Below are 16697 nucleotides of genomic sequence, written 5' to 3'. Positions count from 1 at the left end.
TGGGCCGGTTCGTGGAGGAAGCGATGATAGAGGCTGTCTCCCTTACCCGTCTCTACGGAGCCCATGCGGCCGTGGAGGGAGTAACTTTTTCCGTTGGTCAGGGAGAGGTCTTGGGGCTTCTGGGGCCCAATGGGGCCGGCAAGACCACCATTTTGAAGATTCTCTCCACCCAGATCGTCCCTACCAGTGGCCAGGCTCGGGTAATGGGGGCCGATGTCTTAAAAGAACCAGACAGGGTCCGGGCCCTTATCGGTTACCTCCCGGAGGTTCTCCCCCTTTATGATCAGATGGAAGTTGAGGAATATCTCTCCTTTGTGGCCGAGGCCCGGGGCCTAAGGGGGGCCCAGGCGAAAAAGAGAATGGATTTTGTCCGGGAGGCCCTTTCCCTTGAATATGTCTGGCATCATCCTATTGCTTATCTCTCCAAGGGATATCGTCAGCGGGTTGGGCTGGCCCAGGCCATTGTTCACGACCCACCGGTGCTTATCCTAGATGAGCCTACTACGGGGCTTGATCCCCTCCAGGTCCTGGAGATCCGGGATCTTATCCGTCAGATGGCCAGGGAGAAGGCTGTCATTTTCTCCAGCCACATCCTCAGCGAGGTGGAGGCTGTCTCTGATCGCATCGCCATTCTCAACCAGGGACATCTGGTGGCCCAGGGATCTCTCCGGCAACTGGCCCGGGCCGCCGGTTGGCGGCGGATCTTCCGTCTGCGGGCCAAGGAGCGTCTCCGGGAGGCCCTGGAAGCCCTCCCCGGCCTTGAACCTGTGAGCGAAACTCAGGATCAAAAGGGGCTGTGGACCTACCGGGCCCTGGCGGATGACAAGATCCGGATCGAGGAGGTTTTAGAGACCCTCAAAGACCGGGGCCTTAATCTCCTTGAGTTTTGTGAGGAGCATCCGGGCCTTGAGGAGATCTTCATCGCCTTGGTGAGGGAGAGCCATGGGGCAGGTTAAAACTATAGCCTTGCGAGAGCTTAGGGCCTATTTCAATGCCCCGATTGCCTATGTCTTTGCCGTGGTTTTTATCCTGGTGACCACGGGCCTGTATATGATGACTTTTTTCACGGCCCGGGTCTGCGACATGCGGGCCTTCTTCAGCCTCTTGCCCCTTGTTCTGGTGGTCTTTATCCCCGCCCTGACCATGAGGCTGTGGGCAGAGGAAAAACGCACCGGCACTATCGCCCTTCTGATGACCTTGCCGGCCACCTCCATGGAGCTGATCCTGGGTAAGTTTCTGGCCAGTCTGGTGTTCTGCTTTCTTGTTCTGGCCGGGACACTAACGGTGCCCTTTATGCTTTTTATCCTGGGGGCTCCAGACCCCGGCCCCATTGTCGGGGGCTATCTGGGGGCCATGTTCCTGGCGGCCATGCTTCTGGCCATGGGGCTGGCCATCTCGGCCTTCTTTGCCGATCAGATTGTGGCCTTTATCCTCACCCTCCTTCTGGGGCTGTCATTTTATCTCCTGGGCCTGGATGCAGTGGCCACCTTTATTGACGGCTGGATCTCTGGTCTGGGGACGTTTCTCCAAAAAACCCTAGGGCTCGGGAGCCATTTTAATGATTTTGCCAAGGGGGTGTTCAGTCTTTCCGGGGCCTTTTTCTTTGTTTCTCAGGTCTTTTTCTGGCTCCTTATCAACAGGCTGACGGCAGAATCCCTTTTCCGCCTCAGGGCCGAACGAACCTTTCCCCTGGCGGCGGCTCTGATGTTCGGTATCCTGCTTCTGGCCAACGCCATTGTCTTTGACCTGCGCCTGCCCCGCCTGGATCTTACCCAGAGCAAGCTCTATACGGTGAGCCCGGCGACCAGAAAGATTCTCGACCGCCTCCAGGTCCCGATTCACATTACCTATTATGTCTCCCCGAAAGAGAAGCTTCCGACCACCATGAAGAATCTGCCCCGGGACGTAGGCGATGTGTTGGCCGAACTGGCGGCTCTCTCTCCCCGGGTTACCTATGCCATTGTCAACCCTGAAAGTATCCCTGATCTGGCCTCAAAGCTCATCCGAAAAGGGGTTCGTCCCTTTGCCGTAGAGAGTATAGAGCAGGATCAGGTGAGCCTGAGTAAGGTCTACTCCAGTATTGTCATTTCCTATCTTGATAAGCGAGAAGAGATTATTGATCAGGTAGTTCCGGCGAGCCTCACAACCCTGGAGTATGACCTTGTCTCCCGCATTTTTCGTCTGACTATGGAGCGTCCACCGCTGATTGCCTTTTATACGCCGCCGGCCGGAGACAAGACCCTGCCTGGCCCCGGGGATCGCTTTCAGCTTCTGAGGGAGATTCTTGAGGCCCAGGGCTACGTGATTAAAACCACTTATCTTCGTCGCGAATCCCCTATCCCCAAGGAGGCTGATCTTCTCTTCGTCCTAGATCCTTCTGGCCTCAGTGAGCGAGGCCTTTACGAGATAGAGCGTTTTTTGCGCTCCGGCCATCCGGTAATTGTGGCGGCCCAGGGGCTATCCTACGCCTATCTTCCCGATACTTCGGGAATCACGGTCAGCGCCAGCCCCAGAGATCTTTCCATCAATCGTCTCCTGGAAACCTATGGCCTTAAGGTAAGCCAGAAGATGTTTTGCGATCAGGAGACTATCCCCTTCTCCTTACCGGTGAGGAGGCACATGGGGCTCTTCTGGGCCATTGTCCGGGTCCCGGTGGATCTTCCCATTCAGATCCAGATTCTGCCGGAACAGATGAACCAGGATCTTCCGGTAACCGCCGGGCTGTCGGGCCTTTTGTATCTTTGGGGCAGTGCTCTCAAACTGGATGAGAAGACCATCTCCCAACTGGGCCTCAAAGAGAGTCTTCTTTTTCGTTCCTCTTCTAGGGCCTGGGAGCAAGAGGTTCGTCTTGGCCCTATGGAGGCAGAAGACTTTAGACCCCCGGAGCACCTTCGCTCCTACCCTCTGGCCGTTTTGCTTGAGGGAAACTTTCCGGCCCACTTCAAAGAGCCTCCACCTTGGCCCGACGACCAGGAGGGCAAAGGGCCGGAGAAGAAGCCTGGCCAGAGAGGGGCTAAAAAAGGTCAGGATCTGAAAGAAGAGGGGAGGGTGCCCTCTGCTGAGACCAGGGCCAGCCGGCTGGTGGTTATCGGCTCTTCAGAGATGTTTTCTGACCCGGCCCTTGAGGCCTTGGCCAATGCCCCTTTTGCCCTTAACCTGGTAGAGTCTCTCACTCTGGGGGGAGAGCTTATTCATATCCGGGCCAAGACCCAGGTGGAGCGTTTTATCGGCGAGGTCTCGCCGGCAGAAAGGCTTATCTGGCGTCTTTTGGTGGTTTTTGGCGGCCCGGCGGTATTTGCCCTGGTAGGAATCTACCGTGCTTTGGCCCGGCGGCGTCGTCGCGAACTATATCTGGCCGAATTAAAGAGGGAAGCCGGTCATGGGACGTCGTAGTCTATTTTTCCTTGGTCTGATATTTCTGGCCCTTCTTGTTGGCTACATTCTTCAGCAAAGGTCCTTACGTCCGGCAAGTGTGGGAGAGGTCTTTAGACCTTTGCTCAAAGGTCTTTCGTCCTCAGTCATAGATGAGATAGTCCTCAGGCAGGGGCAAAATCAGGTGGTTTTAAGAAAGGAATCCGGACGCTGGTGGCTGATCTCCCCCCTTAAGGCCCCGGCCCAGCCGGAGAAGGTAGATCACCTTCTGAAGGCCGTGGTCACCTTAAGGGGAGAGGAGAGGGTCCGGGGAAGGGAGTTTTGGGCCAACTTCTCCCTCAAGGAAGACCAGGCCCTTCACCTTATTCTTCGCTCTGGGGGCAAGGACTTGGCCCATATTCTGGTGGGACGGCGCGGTCCTCAGTGGTCCAGTAGCTTTGTCCGTCTGGCCGGAGAGGAGATCGTCTATCTTGTTCCGGAAGACGTTTTGGGGATGCTGGAGATCTGGAGTCAGGAACCAGAGATCCCGGCAGCCAGGGTCTTTGTGGACCTTAAAGTGCTGTCTCCAAGGCCTGAGACCTTAGAGCGACTGGTCTTTGCCTGGCCGGAGAAGAAGGTCTCCTGGAGCCTTGAGAAAACCAAAGACGGATTTGTCCTCCGGCAGGGTGGCCAGACCAGAGCCCTGACCAAAGAGGAGGTAGAGGGTCTTATCCGGAAGGCCTTTCCTCTTTATGCCAGCGATCTCCTAGACAAGGCGACAGCCAAGGGGTGTCACCTTACCGGTTTGCTGGAGATACAGGATGATCGAGGCCAGGAGACCTTAAAGTTTGGCCGCCTCAATAAAAAAGGAGACCTCTGCCTGGAGAAAAGAGGGGTGGTCTATCTCCTGGCCCCCTCGGCCCTCAAGGGGCTTCTTAAACCCTGAGAGGCTACCAGTCTCCCGAGGCCCCGCCCCCTCCGAAACCGCCACCTCCGCCGGAGAAGCCTCCAAAGTCTCCAGGCCAGCCAGAAGAAGGGCCTCCAAAACGCTCCGGACCGATCCAGAAGATCACCTCCCGGTGATGATGGGGGAAGTAATCTTCAGCCTGGGCAGAGCCAGACCGGGGAGAAGAGGTTGGGGCCCTTTTTCCCCCTCCACTTATGGAAAACAGGGCCGGAAGGAAGAAGGCCATGACCAGGCCCACGGGGGCCAGGGCCAACAGGGCCGGAGACCAGGGTAGGGCCAGGGCAGCTAGAGCCGGCAGGGCCAGGGCCCCGGCCAGGGCCCCGAGAAGCCGGCTCAAACTGGCCGCGGCCAGGATAATAAAAGCTCCGAAGATCACCACGGAGGCCAGTGGAAGGCCGGAACCTGTGGTCTTTGGGGGAGGTAGCCCCTTGAATTCCCCCCGGACTATCTTCACTATGGCCTGCGCCCCGGCCATAAAGCCGCCGTCAAAGTCGCCGGCCCGGAAGCGTGGTCTGATGATCTGGTCGATGATGCGGCCGGCCATGACATCGGTCAGCACGCCCTCAAGGCCATATCCTACCTCTATCCGAATTCGCCTCTCCTTGCGGGCAACCAGAAGGAGGACTCCATTGTCTCGGCCTTTCTGGCCAAGGCCGTAGGTCTCGGCCACCTTCAGGGCATAGTCTTCAATGGGAAGACCCCCTAAGTCAGGAACGGTAAGGATAACGAACTGCGTGGAGTCGGTTTTCTCCAGGTCTTTAAGCAGGGCCTCAAGCCGGACTTCTACCTCAGGACTGATCATTCCGGCGTAGTCATTAACGTAGCCTTTAAGGGCGGGAATAGAGGCCGCTTTGGCTCCCGTTAGGCCAAAGAGAAATAAAAGCAGCCAGATTGCAGCGATCTTTGGTCGGCCCATGGGCTGAATTATAAGCCCATCAGGGGCGATTGTCTCGCTTTCTTCTTGGAATGACGGCCAATTGCGGTTACCCTAGGGGGCCGCTATGGGCTGTTTTTCTGTTGTTAAGCGTGAAAAGAATAGTCTGGCTCGACTGGGAAGGCTAAAGACCAGGCGCGGGGAGATAGAGACCCCGGTTTTTATGCCGGTGGGCACCCAGGCCAGCATCAAAAGCCTTACCCCTGATGAGGTCTGGGATCTGGGGGCAAGAATCATCCTGGCCAACACCTACCATCTTTTTCTTCGCCCCGGTCACGATTTGATAGCCCGTCTTGGTGGGCTCCATCGTTTTATGAACTGGTCCGGGGCTATTCTTACTGATTCTGGAGGGTTTCAGGTCTATAGTTTGGCCAAATTTCGCCGCATTGAGGAGGAAGGGGTCTGGTTTAAAAGCCATCTTGACGGAAGCCAGCATTTTCTTTCTCCAGAGCAGGCCATGGCTGTGCAGGCCTCCCTTAACTCTGATATCCACATGGTCCTTGATACCTGTATTCCCTATCCTCTGGGGCGCGAGGAGACCAAATACTTGACAGACCTTACTACCCGGTGGGCCGTTCGTTCCCGTAAGGCAGCCTCAAGGGAGAGCCTGGTCTTTGGCATTGTTCAGGGGGGAATGTACGAGGATCTGAGACGTAAGAGCGCCAGAGAGATTGTTTCCCTCGGCTTTGATGGATACGCGGTGGGGGGCCTTAGTGTGGGTGAACCCCGGCAGCTCATGCTGGCCATGCTTGAGGTCTCGGTAGCCGAACTTCCCGGGGACAAACCCGTCTATCTTATGGGGGTGGGCACCCCTGAAGACATCATTGAGGCCGTTATGCGAGGGGTGGACATGTTCGATTGTGTTCTGCCCACGCGGAATGCCCGGCGAGGGACTCTCTTTACTTCAGAGGGCAAGATTGCTATAAAGCGGGCACATTTTCGCGATGATCCGCGGCCCCTTGATGAAAACTGTAGTTGTTATACCTGTCGAAACTTCTCGCGAGCCTATCTGCGGCATCTCTTTATGGCCCGGGAGCTTTTGGCCTATCGACTCAACACCATTCACAACCTTCACTTCTATCTGGAGTTGATGCGCCAAATCCGTCAGGCCATAAAGGAGGATCGTCTGGGGGAGCTGCGGGATAGATTCATCTCCAAAGGAAAGGAGGAAACAACATGATTGGAATCGCTTGGGCCATGGGAGGAGGCGGCGGGGCGCCTCCACAGGGAGGGGGGAACCCCATTATTGCCTTCATCCCCCTTATTCTTATCTTTGTGGTCTTTTACTTTCTGCTCATCAGGCCTCAACAGAAGCGGGCCAAGGAGCACCAGCGTTTTTTAGACAACTTAAAGAAGGGTGATACGGTCTTTACCGCCGGCGGTCTGATAGGCACCGTGGCTGGAATTACTGATCAGGTGGTCACCCTGGAAGTGGCCACCGGGGTAAAGGTCAAGGTTATGAAGGCCTATATTGCCGGGCCAGTGGTGGCCGAAAAGAAGTAACTAAGTCGAAGGAGGAACCATGCCCGCGGAAAAGATCAGAATCGGCGACAATGGTCAGCTTTCTGTTCCCGATGAGCCCATCATCCCCTACATTGAAGGCGACGGCATTGGTCCGGACATCACCCGGGCCTCTCTTCTCGTTTGGGATGCGGCGGTGGAGGCTGCCTATGGTGGTCGGCGTCGTGTCCACTGGAAGGAAATCTTAGCCGGAGAGAAGGCCTATAAAGAAACCGGCTCCTATCTGCCGGAGGAAACCATTGAGGCTATCAAGGATCACGTAGTGGCCATAAAAGGGCCCCTGACCACCCCTGTAGGCGGAGGGATAAGGAGCCTTAATGTTACCATTCGTCAGGTGCTTGATCTTTATGCCTGCGTGCGGCCCATAAGATACATAACCGGCGTTCCCAGCCCGGTAAGGCACCCCGAGAAGGTTGACATGGTGGTCTTTCGGGAGAATACCGAGGATGTCTATGCGGGGATCGAGTGGGAAGCTGGCAGTCCGGAGGCCAAGAAGCTCATCTCCTTTCTGGAAGCGGAGATGGGTAAAAAAGTCCGTCCAGACTCTGGAATCGGCATCAAACCCATCAGCCGTTTTGCCACCCGGCGCTTGGTGCGCAAGGCCATTCAGTACGCCCTGGAGCGAGGCAAGCCCTCGGTGACCTTGGTTCACAAAGGAAACATCATGAAGTTTACCGAGGGGGCCTTTGCTAAATGGGGCTATGAGCTGGCCAGGGATGAGTTTGCCGAGCAGACCATTGCCGAATCAGAACTTACCGGTCCGGCCCCTGAGGGCAAGGTGGTCATCAAAGACCGGATTGCCGATGCCATGTTCCAGTGGGCCCTTTTGCGGCCTGAGGACTATAGCGTTCTGGCCATGCCCAATCTTAATGGAGACTACATGTCTGATGCCCTGGCGGCCCAGGTAGGGGGGCTGGGAATGGCGCCGGGGGCCAATATCGGTGATGGATACGCCGTTTTTGAGGCTACCCACGGTTCGGCCCCCAAATATGCCGGTCTGGACAAGGTCAATCCCAGCTCTCTTATACTCTCTGGAGCCATGATGTTTGAGTATCTTGGCTGGGTAGAAGTCTCAGAGATCATCCTTCGGGCCCTGGAGAAGACTGTGGCCCAGAAGGTGGTCACCTATGATCTGGCCCGTCAGATAGATGGGGCCAGAGAGGTAAAGTGCTCCGAGTTTGCTAAAGCCATTGTGGAAAACATGGCTTCTTAGGCCTCTGGAAGGCCTCCTTGATCTCTTCTTTCCCCCGCAGTGCCCGTCCTGTGGAGGAACGGTCAGGGAGGCCTTCTGCCTCTGCGACAACTGCCAGTCTCTTACCAGAAGAGTTACTCCTCCCTGGTGCCCTCGGTGTGGCCATCCCTTTTCCCGGGGGCCGGATCATCTTTGCCGAAACTGCCTTAATGAACTGTGGCACTTCGATGGACTCCGGTCTTCCTTTGTCTATCGCGGGCCGGTGGCCAAGCTCTGGGCCCGTTTTAAATACCGCGGCGATCGGGGGGCCTTTCGCACCCTGGTAAAGCTGGCCGCTCAGGATCTTCCCGCCTTTGAGGTTGATCTGGCCCTTCCGGTGCCGCTTCATTCAAGCCGCCTCAGGGAAAGGACTTTTAATCAGGCCTGGTGCCTGCTTCGAGCCCTATGGCCAGATCTTCCCCGTCGCTACAACCTTCTTCTGCGCCATCGAAAGACGGCATCTCAAGTAACGCTTCCTCCCTCAAAGAGAAAGGCCAATGTCCGGGGGGCCTTTTCAGTCAGGGAAAGGCTCTCCGGAGAGAGTCTCCTCCTGGTTGACGATGTCTTTACCACCGGGGCTACGGTGAATGAGTGTGTCCGGGTCCTTAAGGCCGCCGGGGCCGGGAGGGTTTTGGTCTATACCCTGGCCCGTTCAATTTTAACCTGAGCCCAAAGACATCCGAGATCCTTGTTTCGGCTCTGTTTTGGTTTTAAGGTTGGCCCTCAGGAGAGAGACTGATGCGGGTTGCTATTGTCCAGACAGGGCTTAAAGGGGAGATGGAGGAGAATCTTTCCCGGGCCATGAAGCTGGCCCGGGATTGTGCCCCGGTGGATCTGGTCATCTTTCCGGAGCTCTTCCTCTCTGGCTACGGGGATGAGCTCAAGGGGCAAGCCCTTAGGGTCCAGAGCATCCTTGATAGTCTGAGGCGTCTTTGTTCTGAGCTGGGAGCAGGGGTTATCTGTGGCCTGGCCGAAGAGGAGGGGGGCAGACTCTACAATACCGCCTTTGTCCTTGAAGCAGGCGGTTCTGTGGCCCGCTACCGCAAGATCAACCTTTTCCCGGGGCTGGATGATCCCTTTTCTGCCGGAAAAAGTCCTTTGTTGGTCTCTTTTAGGGGATGGCCTCTGGGGATTATGCTCTGCTTTGATCTTCGTTTTCCCGAGCTGGCCCGCCATTTGGCCTCAAGGGGGGCGTCTCTCTTGGTTTATCTGGCTAGATGGCCGCGCAGGCGTGCCGAGCACCTGCTGACTCTCTCTCGGGCCCGGGCCATAGAAAACCAGGTCTATGTGGCCCTTGTGAACGCTACCGGGCCGGATCTGGCCGGAAAAAGCCGCTTGATATCTCCTGATGGAGAGGTTCTGGCCAGTCTGGGTGAGGAAGAAGGGGGGCTGGTGGTTCGGCTCGATTGGAGTCACCTCCAAAAGGCCCGCTCGCTTTTTAACACCGGAGCCGAAACCATGGTCTTTAAGAGGGCCGAGACGAAGCTCACCGATCTCGATTCTCTTCTTGAAGAGCTCAGCTGGCGCCGAAGAAAGGGCCAGAGGGTGGTCTTTACCAACGGTTGTTTCGATATCCTTCATGCCGGCCACGTTGAATATCTCCGTCGGGCCCGGGAGTTGGGGGACTGTCTGGTAGTGGGGCTAAACAGCGATGCCTCGGTTAGGCGACTCAAAGGCCCGCGGCGTCCTGTAAATACGGTCTCAGACCGGGCTCTGGTATTAGCCAACCTGTACTCAGTAGATTACGTTGTCGTCTTCGATGAGGACACCCCCGAGGGTCTTATTCAGGCCATTCGACCAGATGTCTTGGTCAAGGGAGCTGATTGGCCGGAGGAGAAGATCGTCGGGGCAAGCTTTGTTCGCAGTTATGGGGGCAGGGTGGTTAGACTGCCTCTCCTTGAGGGGCGTTCGACCTCAGAGATCATCAGGCGTATCCGCCCCCCTGGTGAATCTTAATAAGACTCACTTTGCCACATATCCGGGGTGAAGCGGACCACCCGGTTACGGCCGGCCTCCTTGGCCTTGTAGAGGGCGACGTCGGCATATTTGATGGCCTCCCAGATACCCTCTGAATCCACCGGAAACTCGCTAACCCCGATGGAAATGGTCTTGTGGAGTTGACCACCAGGAATTTTAAACTTGGTCCGTTCCACCAGTTGGCGCAGCTTTTCGGCCACCTTGACGGCCTCCCCCTGGCGGACATCGGTAAGGAGGATCAAAAACTCCTCCCCCCCGAAGCGGATGGCCAGGTCGGCAGCCCGGATGTTGCCCTTCAGGATCTGGGCCGTCTTCTTTAAGACCTCATCACCCACCTCGTGCCCATAGGTGTCATTAACCTCTTTGAAGTAGTCAAGATCACACATCAGAACCCCCAGGACCGTCCCCCTTCTTAAGGTTCCGGCCACCAGGGTATCGATGTAAGTCTCCAGGAATCGCCGGTTGTAGAGCTCGGTCAGGGCGTCCTTGAGGGCCATCTCCTTCATAGACTGGGCAAATCTCTTGGCCTCTATCACCGGCAAGGCTTCCCGGATGTAAACCTGGGCCTGTCGGATGGACCAATCATAGCGGTGGAGCTCCTTGGAGGCCTTGGTTACCGGGAGGAGAAACTGCACCACTCCTACTGTGCGGCCACCGACGATCATCGGGATACAGATGTGATCCACCTCGTCCTTCCAGAGGAAGAGCTTACAGATGCCGCGGTACTCGATGGAAGAGATAATATGTCCGGTTCGTTTGGCCCGGCAGCGGTTGGCATCACCGAGTTTTTCGGGGTTGAATTCCAGATCTTCGGGGCAGAGATAGACGGGTTTCATCTTGTTGTCGCTGTTTGAGACCTGAAAGATAGCAAAGGTCTTAAGCCCCAGTTTTTCCTGAAAGACATCGGCCAGACGTTTGTAGATATCTTCGACGGTTTCATCCTCCTCGATGATCTTCTTAAAGGCGTTGAACTGGTTTATCTGATTGATCAGACGATTGAATTCGTTGGCCAAAAGCCCAATCTCATCTTTGGTCTTAACCTCAAGGAGAGTCTCTTCGCACTCTTCCTGCCCCTCGGCCAGATTCCTTATCCGGGTGGTGATCTCCTTTATGGGTTTAAGGACCATGTGGATGAAAAGATAGCCCGTGGCTATAAGAATGCCGATAAGGATAGAGGCAACGACAATGCTGGATACCTTTCCCTGCTCCATAATGCGTTCGATTTTATCCGAACGCACCAGATGCTTGTTGGAGACAAGCCTTATAAACTGGGATATCTCCTCTTCACTTTGGGACATGTCTTCTTTTAGAATCTCAAAGAGATCCTCTTCGGGGATTTCGTCTATATTTTCTTCCAGCACGGCGTTGACCAGTTTTTCGAAGTTCTTTTCGATCTTGCGGAACTTTTCGAGGGCCTGAACCAGGTGCTTTTTGGCCTGGGCGTCGTTTACCGGGTAAACAGTAAACTCATCAATAATTCCCGTCTCGGAGATATCCTTTACCTTGCCGCCTTTTAAGGCCGTTTCCATAAGCTGGATGCCATCTTTTATGTTTTGGCGGATATCCAGCTCATAACGCTTGAGGATTACCGGATCACCGGGAGAGGTGGTGAATTTAAAGAGCCCGGCCTCTATGTTTTTCAGGTGCTTAAGGATTATTTGGCCAACCTTGTATTCCGGCAGATAGATTTTTTCTAGCTGGTCAAGGCCGGTCTTGATCATCTTTAGCTGGACAACAAAATAACCGGCCATAAGTACATAGCCCAGAAAACAGAGGCCGATTATCACCCCGATCTTGATAAAGAGGCTCATGTTAAAGATCCGATCGAGGAGACGGCAGAAGGGGTTTTTTTCTTCCTGATGGGAATAGTGCTGGAAATCGTCCTCTCTGGCGGCCTTTTGTTTGTGATGGATGGATTTTATCTTCTCCAAGATCTTACATCCCATGGTGGCTCGGTCGCCCCCCGTTTTATAGCTTTAAACGGTAAGACCAACACCTAACTTTAAAAATTGGCCGGCTTGAGTATCTATCGGCGTCTTCTTTAAAAACTTTACTTTCCTTGATGTTCCTGGAGGCGTCTTCTATAAAAGAAGGTCGCTGGAGGGTAGATGAAAATAAAGTCTTTCCTCTTTTGTTTTCTGCTTCTCTTCTTGGTTCCACCGGCCACCGGGCAGGTCTTCACCCCCCGGGTGGCCAAAAGGAGCCCTGAGGAGCTGGCCCGCCGATCGGCCTATGGTATTTGCCCCCCTTTTTATCTTCGTGATGAAAAGGGGCGGGTCATCAACCCTCAAGAAGCCCGGAAGGCTCGGCCCTATAGCCCCCGAAAGACCTGTGGTGCCTGCCATGACTACGATCTCATAACTTCGGCCTATCATTTTCAGCAGGGCCGGGGGGAAGCCCCTCCTTCATGGCAGAGCCGGCGGTATCCCTGGATTCTCTCTCCCGGGCGCTATGGGGGGCGCTGGTGAGGGCCAGGGCCGCCCCATCGCCAGTTGGCGAGAAAAAAGAACGACTCACCGCGGCAGATAGATCTTACCTCCTTTGAGTTTGTGGCTGTCTGTGGTTCCTGTCATCCCGGCGGTGGTCCGGCGGAGACAGACCGCGGCGGGCGGCGCTATGATGATTTTATGAGGGAAAGGGGCTATCTGCCCGGAGGCATTAACGACTATGATGGTGACTATTTTCGGTCTTTCTGGACCAGGAGCGGGGTGCTTGAGGCTGACTGCCTTATCTGTCATCTGCCCGGTTATCGTTTTAAAGAACGTGCCGAGCAGATAAAACGCTGGAACTTCAAATGGGCGGCTACCGCTGGAGGAGGTCTGGGTAAAGTCCTGGGGAGCGTAAAAGAGGGCCAATCCCCGAAGGTAATCTATGATCTTAAAAAATTTCTTCCCGATGGGCGGTTCCGTCCCCGATTCACCAGAGAGGTTCCCTCCAAGAATTGTCTTTTCTGCCACCGACGTGGAGACACCCTCAAGCGGGCCACGGCCTATCTGGCCAGAGATGATGTCCATCTTCGGGCTGGGCTCAAGTGTGTGGACTGTCACTGGGCCGGCTCCCGAGCCGGAGATTCCCGCATCTTTGGACGCGAAAGGCACGAAATAGGCAAAGGGGATGATCCAGGCGGCTTTGTCCGGGATGATCTCGACGGTAGCGTCCGTCCCTGTCTTGACTGTCATGGCCAGGGAAGGTACGGGGCCCCCAAGGTCCGCCATCTGGGCCTTCCTTTAAGACACCTGGAGAAGATTGCCTGTCAGGGATGCCACGTGGCCCGTCGCTCCATCCGGGCCGCTTTGATTCAGGAAGCCACCGTTCTTAATCAATCCCCGGAGATCCGGCCCCCTTTAAAAAGGGTCTGGAGCCTTTATGGCCCGGACGGTCGTCCCTGGAATTTCTTTGCCCTTTTTGATCTGGGGAACCTGACCACCTCCTTTGACTACGCTCCGGAAAAAGGCTGGTACAAGGGAAAGATTTGGCCTCTTAACCGGGTTCACACCCTGTGGGTAGGCCTAAAGACTGCGGATCAGGAGGCCATAAAGCCTTTACCCATGAAGGTCATCTTTGGTCTCTGGCGGGTCTATTTTGAGAGCCGCGGCCGGAGGTACTCCGAACTATCCCGGATAGTTGATGACAACAAAGACGGCTTTCCAGAAGTTAACCGGCCAGAAGAGATTCGGGCCATTCTTTCAGCTCTAAGGGAGTACTACCGTCCTTCAGAGGGGGAAAGAATCGTTTTGGTAAGGGACGCGGCCTATACCGAGGATGGAAGTGTCTGGCAGCCTCTTTTCCGTTTTCCCTGGGAGGCCAGCCCCTATGCCTCGACCTTTAAAATTTCCCACAATATCCTTCCGGCCCGAGCCGCCCTGGGGGCAAAGGGCTGCACCGAGTGTCATTCATTTAAGTCTGAATTCTTCTACAGGCCCACCCTGACTGACCTCTGGGGAAGAGACGGGGAGCTTCTCTGGGAACCGAATTATAAGGTTCTTGGCTACAGCCATCTGGCCGTTTGGTCTGGATCTCTGAGGCAGGAGATACTGGAGCCCCTTCTTTATTATGGGACGCTGGTCGGGCTTTTCTTAATCGGGCTTTCTTTAGTCCTTTGGGCCTCGCCGGCGGGAAATAAAGAAGCCTTTTTAGCCAGAGCTTCCCGGCGGATTTTTCTTTTAATGGTCCTTGTCGCCCTATTGGGCCCGACTGTAATCGTCCTCCTGGGACGCTTTCTCACCCCTTTGGCCATGGCCAGGGTGGCCCTGTTCCACAAGCTGGTAGCCCCCCTGGCGGTAGTGGGGGCCTTTGGGGTTTTCCTGAAGATGGAAGACAGGGGGGCCGGTCTCTACCTGGCCCTTGGCCTGATCACCTTTCAGGCGGTAACCGGTCTGGGGCTTGTTTTTCTCCAGGGGGCCAATCTAAGGCAGATTCTTTTTACTCTTCATGATTTGGGGGCCATGGCCGCCATGGGAGCGGCGGCCATGGCCTTTATGGCCTGGGTCTTTAGGCGAAGGCCCCCCGAAGCTCCTTGAGGGCCGAGACCACCTCTTTTACTCGGGGGGAGATCTCCTTTACCAGAACTCCGTAAACCTCCCTAATGTCGGCTCCTTTGCCGATGAGCTCTTTTATCTTGATCACCTGGCCGTGAAGGGCCTCATGGACGGGGACAAGCCGGGAGATGATTTGTTCCTCCCTCGGGCCTTGGGCCCGGTAGCCAGCCAACCAACGCCCCAAGGCACAGCGGCTGTGGTCGGTCTCAACCTCAGGGGGTGTCCCTTTAAGGATTCCCTCAAGGACTCTTTCGCGCCAGCTATAATGCTGAAGACACATGGCCATAATCCTTACCGAATCACTGGCCTGGTCCTGGGCCCTGGCTACCGCCTGCTCACTTACCTCAAAAAATTCTCCCACTGTCTTGATCTCTTCGACGATGTCGGAGATGGCCTCCTCAGACAGGAGGACTTCCGAGGCCAGCTCTGTAAACTCCTGAGCCCGCTTGGCCAGGGTCTGGATTTCATCGTTTACCAGGCTGACTCCCTGGATCCCTTCCTGGATATTCTGATTTATTTCGGCCACGGTGGCTGTTTGCTCCTCCGTGGCGCTGGCGATGGTATTGGAGAGGTCATTTATCTGGGCCACGATCTGGGTGATCTCCTCCACGGAGTCCACCGCCTCTCGGGTGTCTTCTTGGATGCCACGAATCATCTCCGTAATCTCCTCGGTAGCCTTGGCCGTTTGTTTGGCCAGCTCCTTGACCTCATTGGCCACCACGGCAAAGCCCTTTCCGGCCTCCCCGGCCCGGGCGGCCTCGATGGTGGCGTTCAGGGCCAGGAGGTTGGTCTGCTCGGCGATCTGGTTGATTACCCTAATGACCTCACCGATGCGATTGGAACCATGACTGAGTTTTTCAATCACTGTTCGGGCTCTCTGGGCCTTGGCTTGGGCCTGATTGGTGACCGCCGCAGTCTCGGAGATGCTTTTGGCGATATCCTGGGTAGCGGTGGTCATCTCCTCCACCGCCTGGGCCACTCCGGACAGGCTTTCGGTGGCCTGCTGGGCTGCGGCCGCTACCTGGCTGGCCACTCGATCAAGATCTTTGGCCCCTTCATCTACGCTCTCACCCACCTGAGAGAGCTTCTTGCTCGCCACCAGGAGAGATCCAGTCTGGGTCTCCAGGGTCTTGAGGATCTGGCCCACCCCGGCCACCAGATTGTTGAAGGCCAGGGCCAGTCGGGCCAGCTCATCTCGCCCCGAGACGGGAAGGGCCTGTTTGAAGTGCCCTTCGCTGGCCTCAGCCAGGGCCGAGACCACCTGGCCGAGCCCCTGAGCTATCTGGCCACTGATGAGGAAAAAGGCCATCAGACTGGCCATAAGACCCAGGCCAAAGACGGCCAGAATATAGCGCTCTCCCCTTTGGGCCGCCGAAAGACCGCTCTCAAAGTCGGCCCGGGCCCTTTCAAAGAGGCCCTGGCTGACCTCGGCCAGCGAACCCTCAAGCCGGTGCCAGGCCTCATAAAGTGAGCTGAGATCTCCTGAAGCCAGGCCCTGGCCAAGGTAGCCTTCAAGGGCCCCCAGATAGGCCTCAAGGGCCGAAGCCAGCCCCTTTTTGAGGCCTTCCTCTCTGGAGAGAACAGGCCTTATCCTCTGCCAGCTCTCAAGGAGCTGTCTCTTCTCGCCCCTTAGGCTGGCTCCCAGATCCTCAAGGGCTAATTCACCCCTTCTGGCCTTCTCCAGGTTTTCCATGATTTTGGCCCCTTTAAGGGACATTTGCTGAAGACCCTCCAGGAGAAAGACCCTTCTTTGATAGAGATCTTTTAGATCCCTGATAACCCGCTGATTGGCGTGGTGGGTGATCCCAAAGGCCGCCAGAAGCGAGATCGAAAAGATAACAATAAGGACGGCCAACCGGGCCCTGAGGGAAAGGCGGTTTAAGTGGATCATCTGGGGCCTCCTTTTTTAAAATGTTTTAAATGACCAAGAGCCTCTTTAGGTATAAATACCTATGAACTTATCCCTTGGTTAATGAACCTGTTTTTCTTTTCGTCTCCTTTAGGTCAGAGATTTAAATAATTATTTTTATAAATTCATTATAAATAATATCCTAGTTTGTTCTAAACAGTATCTTAAAAATAGTTAGGAAAATATAATTTGATTTGTTTCTGATAATCATTTCTTTTAGAGTTACTTGGCCAATCCCTTCTGATCTGTGAGGCCAAGCCTCAGGCCTT

Annotated in this window: 13 protein-coding genes; 10 read left to right on the top strand and 3 right to left on the bottom strand. The window is 55.4% G+C overall.

Annotation, left to right across the window (positions count from 1 at the left end):
* Positions 1-23: 23 nt before the first annotated feature.
* The 3 genes from G4V39_RS02215 to G4V39_RS02205 are packed head-to-tail and all read left to right on the top strand — an operon-like array spanning position 24 to position 4297.
* Positions 24-956 (top strand): ABC transporter ATP-binding protein, encoded by a 933-nt coding sequence (locus tag G4V39_RS02215; RefSeq protein WP_166031382.1) that lies wholly within the window; start codon positions 24-26, stop codon positions 954-956.
* Positions 943-3393 carry a Gldg family protein gene (locus G4V39_RS02210; RefSeq protein ID WP_166031381.1) on the top strand — a complete coding sequence of 817 codons (2451 nt, stop codon included), beginning with the start codon at positions 943-945 and terminating at the stop codon, positions 3391-3393. Before G4V39_RS02215 ends, G4V39_RS02210 begins: the two co-directional genes overlap by 14 nt.
* The gene (locus tag G4V39_RS02205; protein WP_166031380.1) at positions 3380-4297 is read left to right on the top strand and encodes a DUF4340 domain-containing protein; all 918 of its coding nucleotides are present in this window, start codon (positions 3380-3382) and stop codon (positions 4295-4297) included. Before G4V39_RS02210 ends, G4V39_RS02205 begins: the two co-directional genes overlap by 14 nt.
* Positions 4298-4301: 4 nt before the next feature.
* Here G4V39_RS02205 and G4V39_RS02200 read toward each other — a convergent pair whose 3' ends face one another.
* Positions 4302-5234: a TPM domain-containing protein gene (locus G4V39_RS02200; RefSeq protein ID WP_166031379.1), complete on the bottom strand. Its 933-nt coding sequence runs from the start codon at positions 5232-5234 to the stop codon at positions 4302-4304.
* Positions 5235-5319: 85 nt separating this feature from the next.
* On the opposite strand from G4V39_RS02200, the gene tgt reads away from it, so the two are divergent.
* The 5 genes from tgt to rfaE2 all read left to right on the top strand — a co-directional run bounded on the left by tgt (position 5320) and on the right by rfaE2 (position 9960).
* The gene (tgt, locus tag G4V39_RS02195) at positions 5320-6432 is read left to right on the top strand and encodes a tRNA guanosine(34) transglycosylase Tgt (protein ID WP_166031378.1); all 1113 of its coding nucleotides are present in this window, start codon (positions 5320-5322) and stop codon (positions 6430-6432) included.
* Complete coding sequence (gene yajC / locus G4V39_RS02190) at positions 6429-6755, top strand: preprotein translocase subunit YajC (protein ID WP_166031377.1); 327 nt, start codon at positions 6429-6431, stop codon at positions 6753-6755. The genes tgt and yajC overlap by 4 nt, the downstream gene beginning before the upstream one ends.
* 19 nt (positions 6756-6774) lie before the next feature.
* On the top strand, positions 6775-7986 hold the full coding sequence (icd, locus tag G4V39_RS02185; RefSeq protein WP_166031376.1) for an isocitrate dehydrogenase (NADP(+)): 1212 nt from the start codon (positions 6775-6777) through the stop codon (positions 7984-7986).
* Complete coding sequence (locus G4V39_RS02180; protein ID WP_166031375.1) at positions 7964-8671, top strand: ComF family protein; 708 nt, start codon at positions 7964-7966, stop codon at positions 8669-8671. Before icd ends, G4V39_RS02180 begins: the two co-directional genes overlap by 23 nt.
* A 71-nt stretch (positions 8672-8742) precedes the next feature.
* Positions 8743-9960 (top strand): D-glycero-beta-D-manno-heptose 1-phosphate adenylyltransferase, encoded by a 1218-nt coding sequence (gene rfaE2, locus G4V39_RS02175; protein WP_166031374.1) that lies wholly within the window; start codon positions 8743-8745, stop codon positions 9958-9960.
* Here rfaE2 and G4V39_RS02170 read toward each other — a convergent pair.
* Entirely contained in the window at positions 9957-11927 is a 1971-nt protein-coding gene (locus G4V39_RS02170; RefSeq protein WP_166031373.1) for a diguanylate cyclase, read from the bottom strand. The two genes, rfaE2 and G4V39_RS02170, sit on opposite strands and share 4 nt — an antisense overlap.
* A 162-nt stretch (positions 11928-12089) precedes the next feature.
* On the opposite strand from G4V39_RS02170, the gene G4V39_RS02165 reads away from it, so the two are divergent.
* The gene (locus G4V39_RS02165; protein WP_166031372.1) at positions 12090-12449 is read left to right on the top strand and encodes a hypothetical protein; all 360 of its coding nucleotides are present in this window, start codon (positions 12090-12092) and stop codon (positions 12447-12449) included.
* Positions 12450-12473: 24 nt separating this feature from the next.
* A complete protein-coding gene (locus G4V39_RS02160) occupies positions 12474-14501 on the top strand; it encodes a hypothetical protein (protein WP_166031371.1) in 2028 nt (675 codons plus the stop codon).
* On the opposite strand, the gene G4V39_RS02155 is transcribed toward G4V39_RS02160, so the two are convergent.
* Complete coding sequence (locus G4V39_RS02155) at positions 14473-16410, bottom strand: methyl-accepting chemotaxis protein (RefSeq protein ID WP_166031370.1); 1938 nt, start codon at positions 16408-16410, stop codon at positions 14473-14475. The two genes, G4V39_RS02160 and G4V39_RS02155, sit on opposite strands and share 29 nt — an antisense overlap.
* Positions 16411-16697 lie beyond the last annotated feature (287 nt).

This window comes from Thermosulfuriphilus ammonigenes (assembly GCF_011207455.1).
Taxonomy (GTDB): domain Bacteria; phylum Desulfobacterota; class Thermodesulfobacteria; order Thermodesulfobacteriales; family ST65; genus Thermosulfuriphilus; species Thermosulfuriphilus ammonigenes.
This window is presented reverse-complemented; position numbering and strand designations above follow the sequence as displayed.

What these genes read in the sequence shown, in the direction of transcription:
- G4V39_RS02215 (WP_166031382.1), top strand. Translation starts at nt 24, where the DNA reads ATGATAGAGGCTGTCTCCCTTACCCGTCTCTACGGAGCCCATGCGGCC.
- G4V39_RS02210 (WP_166031381.1), top strand. Translation starts at nt 943, where the DNA reads ATGGGGCAGGTTAAAACTATAGCCTTGCGAGAGCTTAGGGCCTATTTC.
- yajC (WP_166031377.1), top strand. Translation starts at nt 6,429, where the DNA reads ATGATTGGAATCGCTTGGGCCATGGGAGGAGGCGGCGGGGCGCCTCCA.
- rfaE2 (WP_166031374.1), top strand. Translation starts at nt 8,743, where the DNA reads ATGCGGGTTGCTATTGTCCAGACAGGGCTTAAAGGGGAGATGGAGGAG.
- G4V39_RS02170 (WP_166031373.1), bottom strand. Translation starts at nt 11,927, where the DNA reads ATGGGATGTAAGATCTTGGAGAAGATAAAATCCATCCATCACAAACAA.
- G4V39_RS02165 (WP_166031372.1), top strand. Translation starts at nt 12,090, where the DNA reads ATGAAAATAAAGTCTTTCCTCTTTTGTTTTCTGCTTCTCTTCTTGGTT.
- G4V39_RS02155 (WP_166031370.1), bottom strand. Translation starts at nt 16,410, where the DNA reads ATGATCCACTTAAACCGCCTTTCCCTCAGGGCCCGGTTGGCCGTCCTT.
- icd (WP_166031376.1), top strand. Translation starts at nt 6,775, where the DNA reads ATGCCCGCGGAAAAGATCAGAATCGGCGACAATGGTCAGCTTTCTGTT.
- G4V39_RS02205 (WP_166031380.1), top strand. Translation starts at nt 3,380, where the DNA reads ATGGGACGTCGTAGTCTATTTTTCCTTGGTCTGATATTTCTGGCCCTT.
- G4V39_RS02200 (WP_166031379.1), bottom strand. Translation starts at nt 5,234, where the DNA reads ATGGGCCGACCAAAGATCGCTGCAATCTGGCTGCTTTTATTTCTCTTT.
- tgt (WP_166031378.1), top strand. Translation starts at nt 5,320, where the DNA reads ATGGGCTGTTTTTCTGTTGTTAAGCGTGAAAAGAATAGTCTGGCTCGA.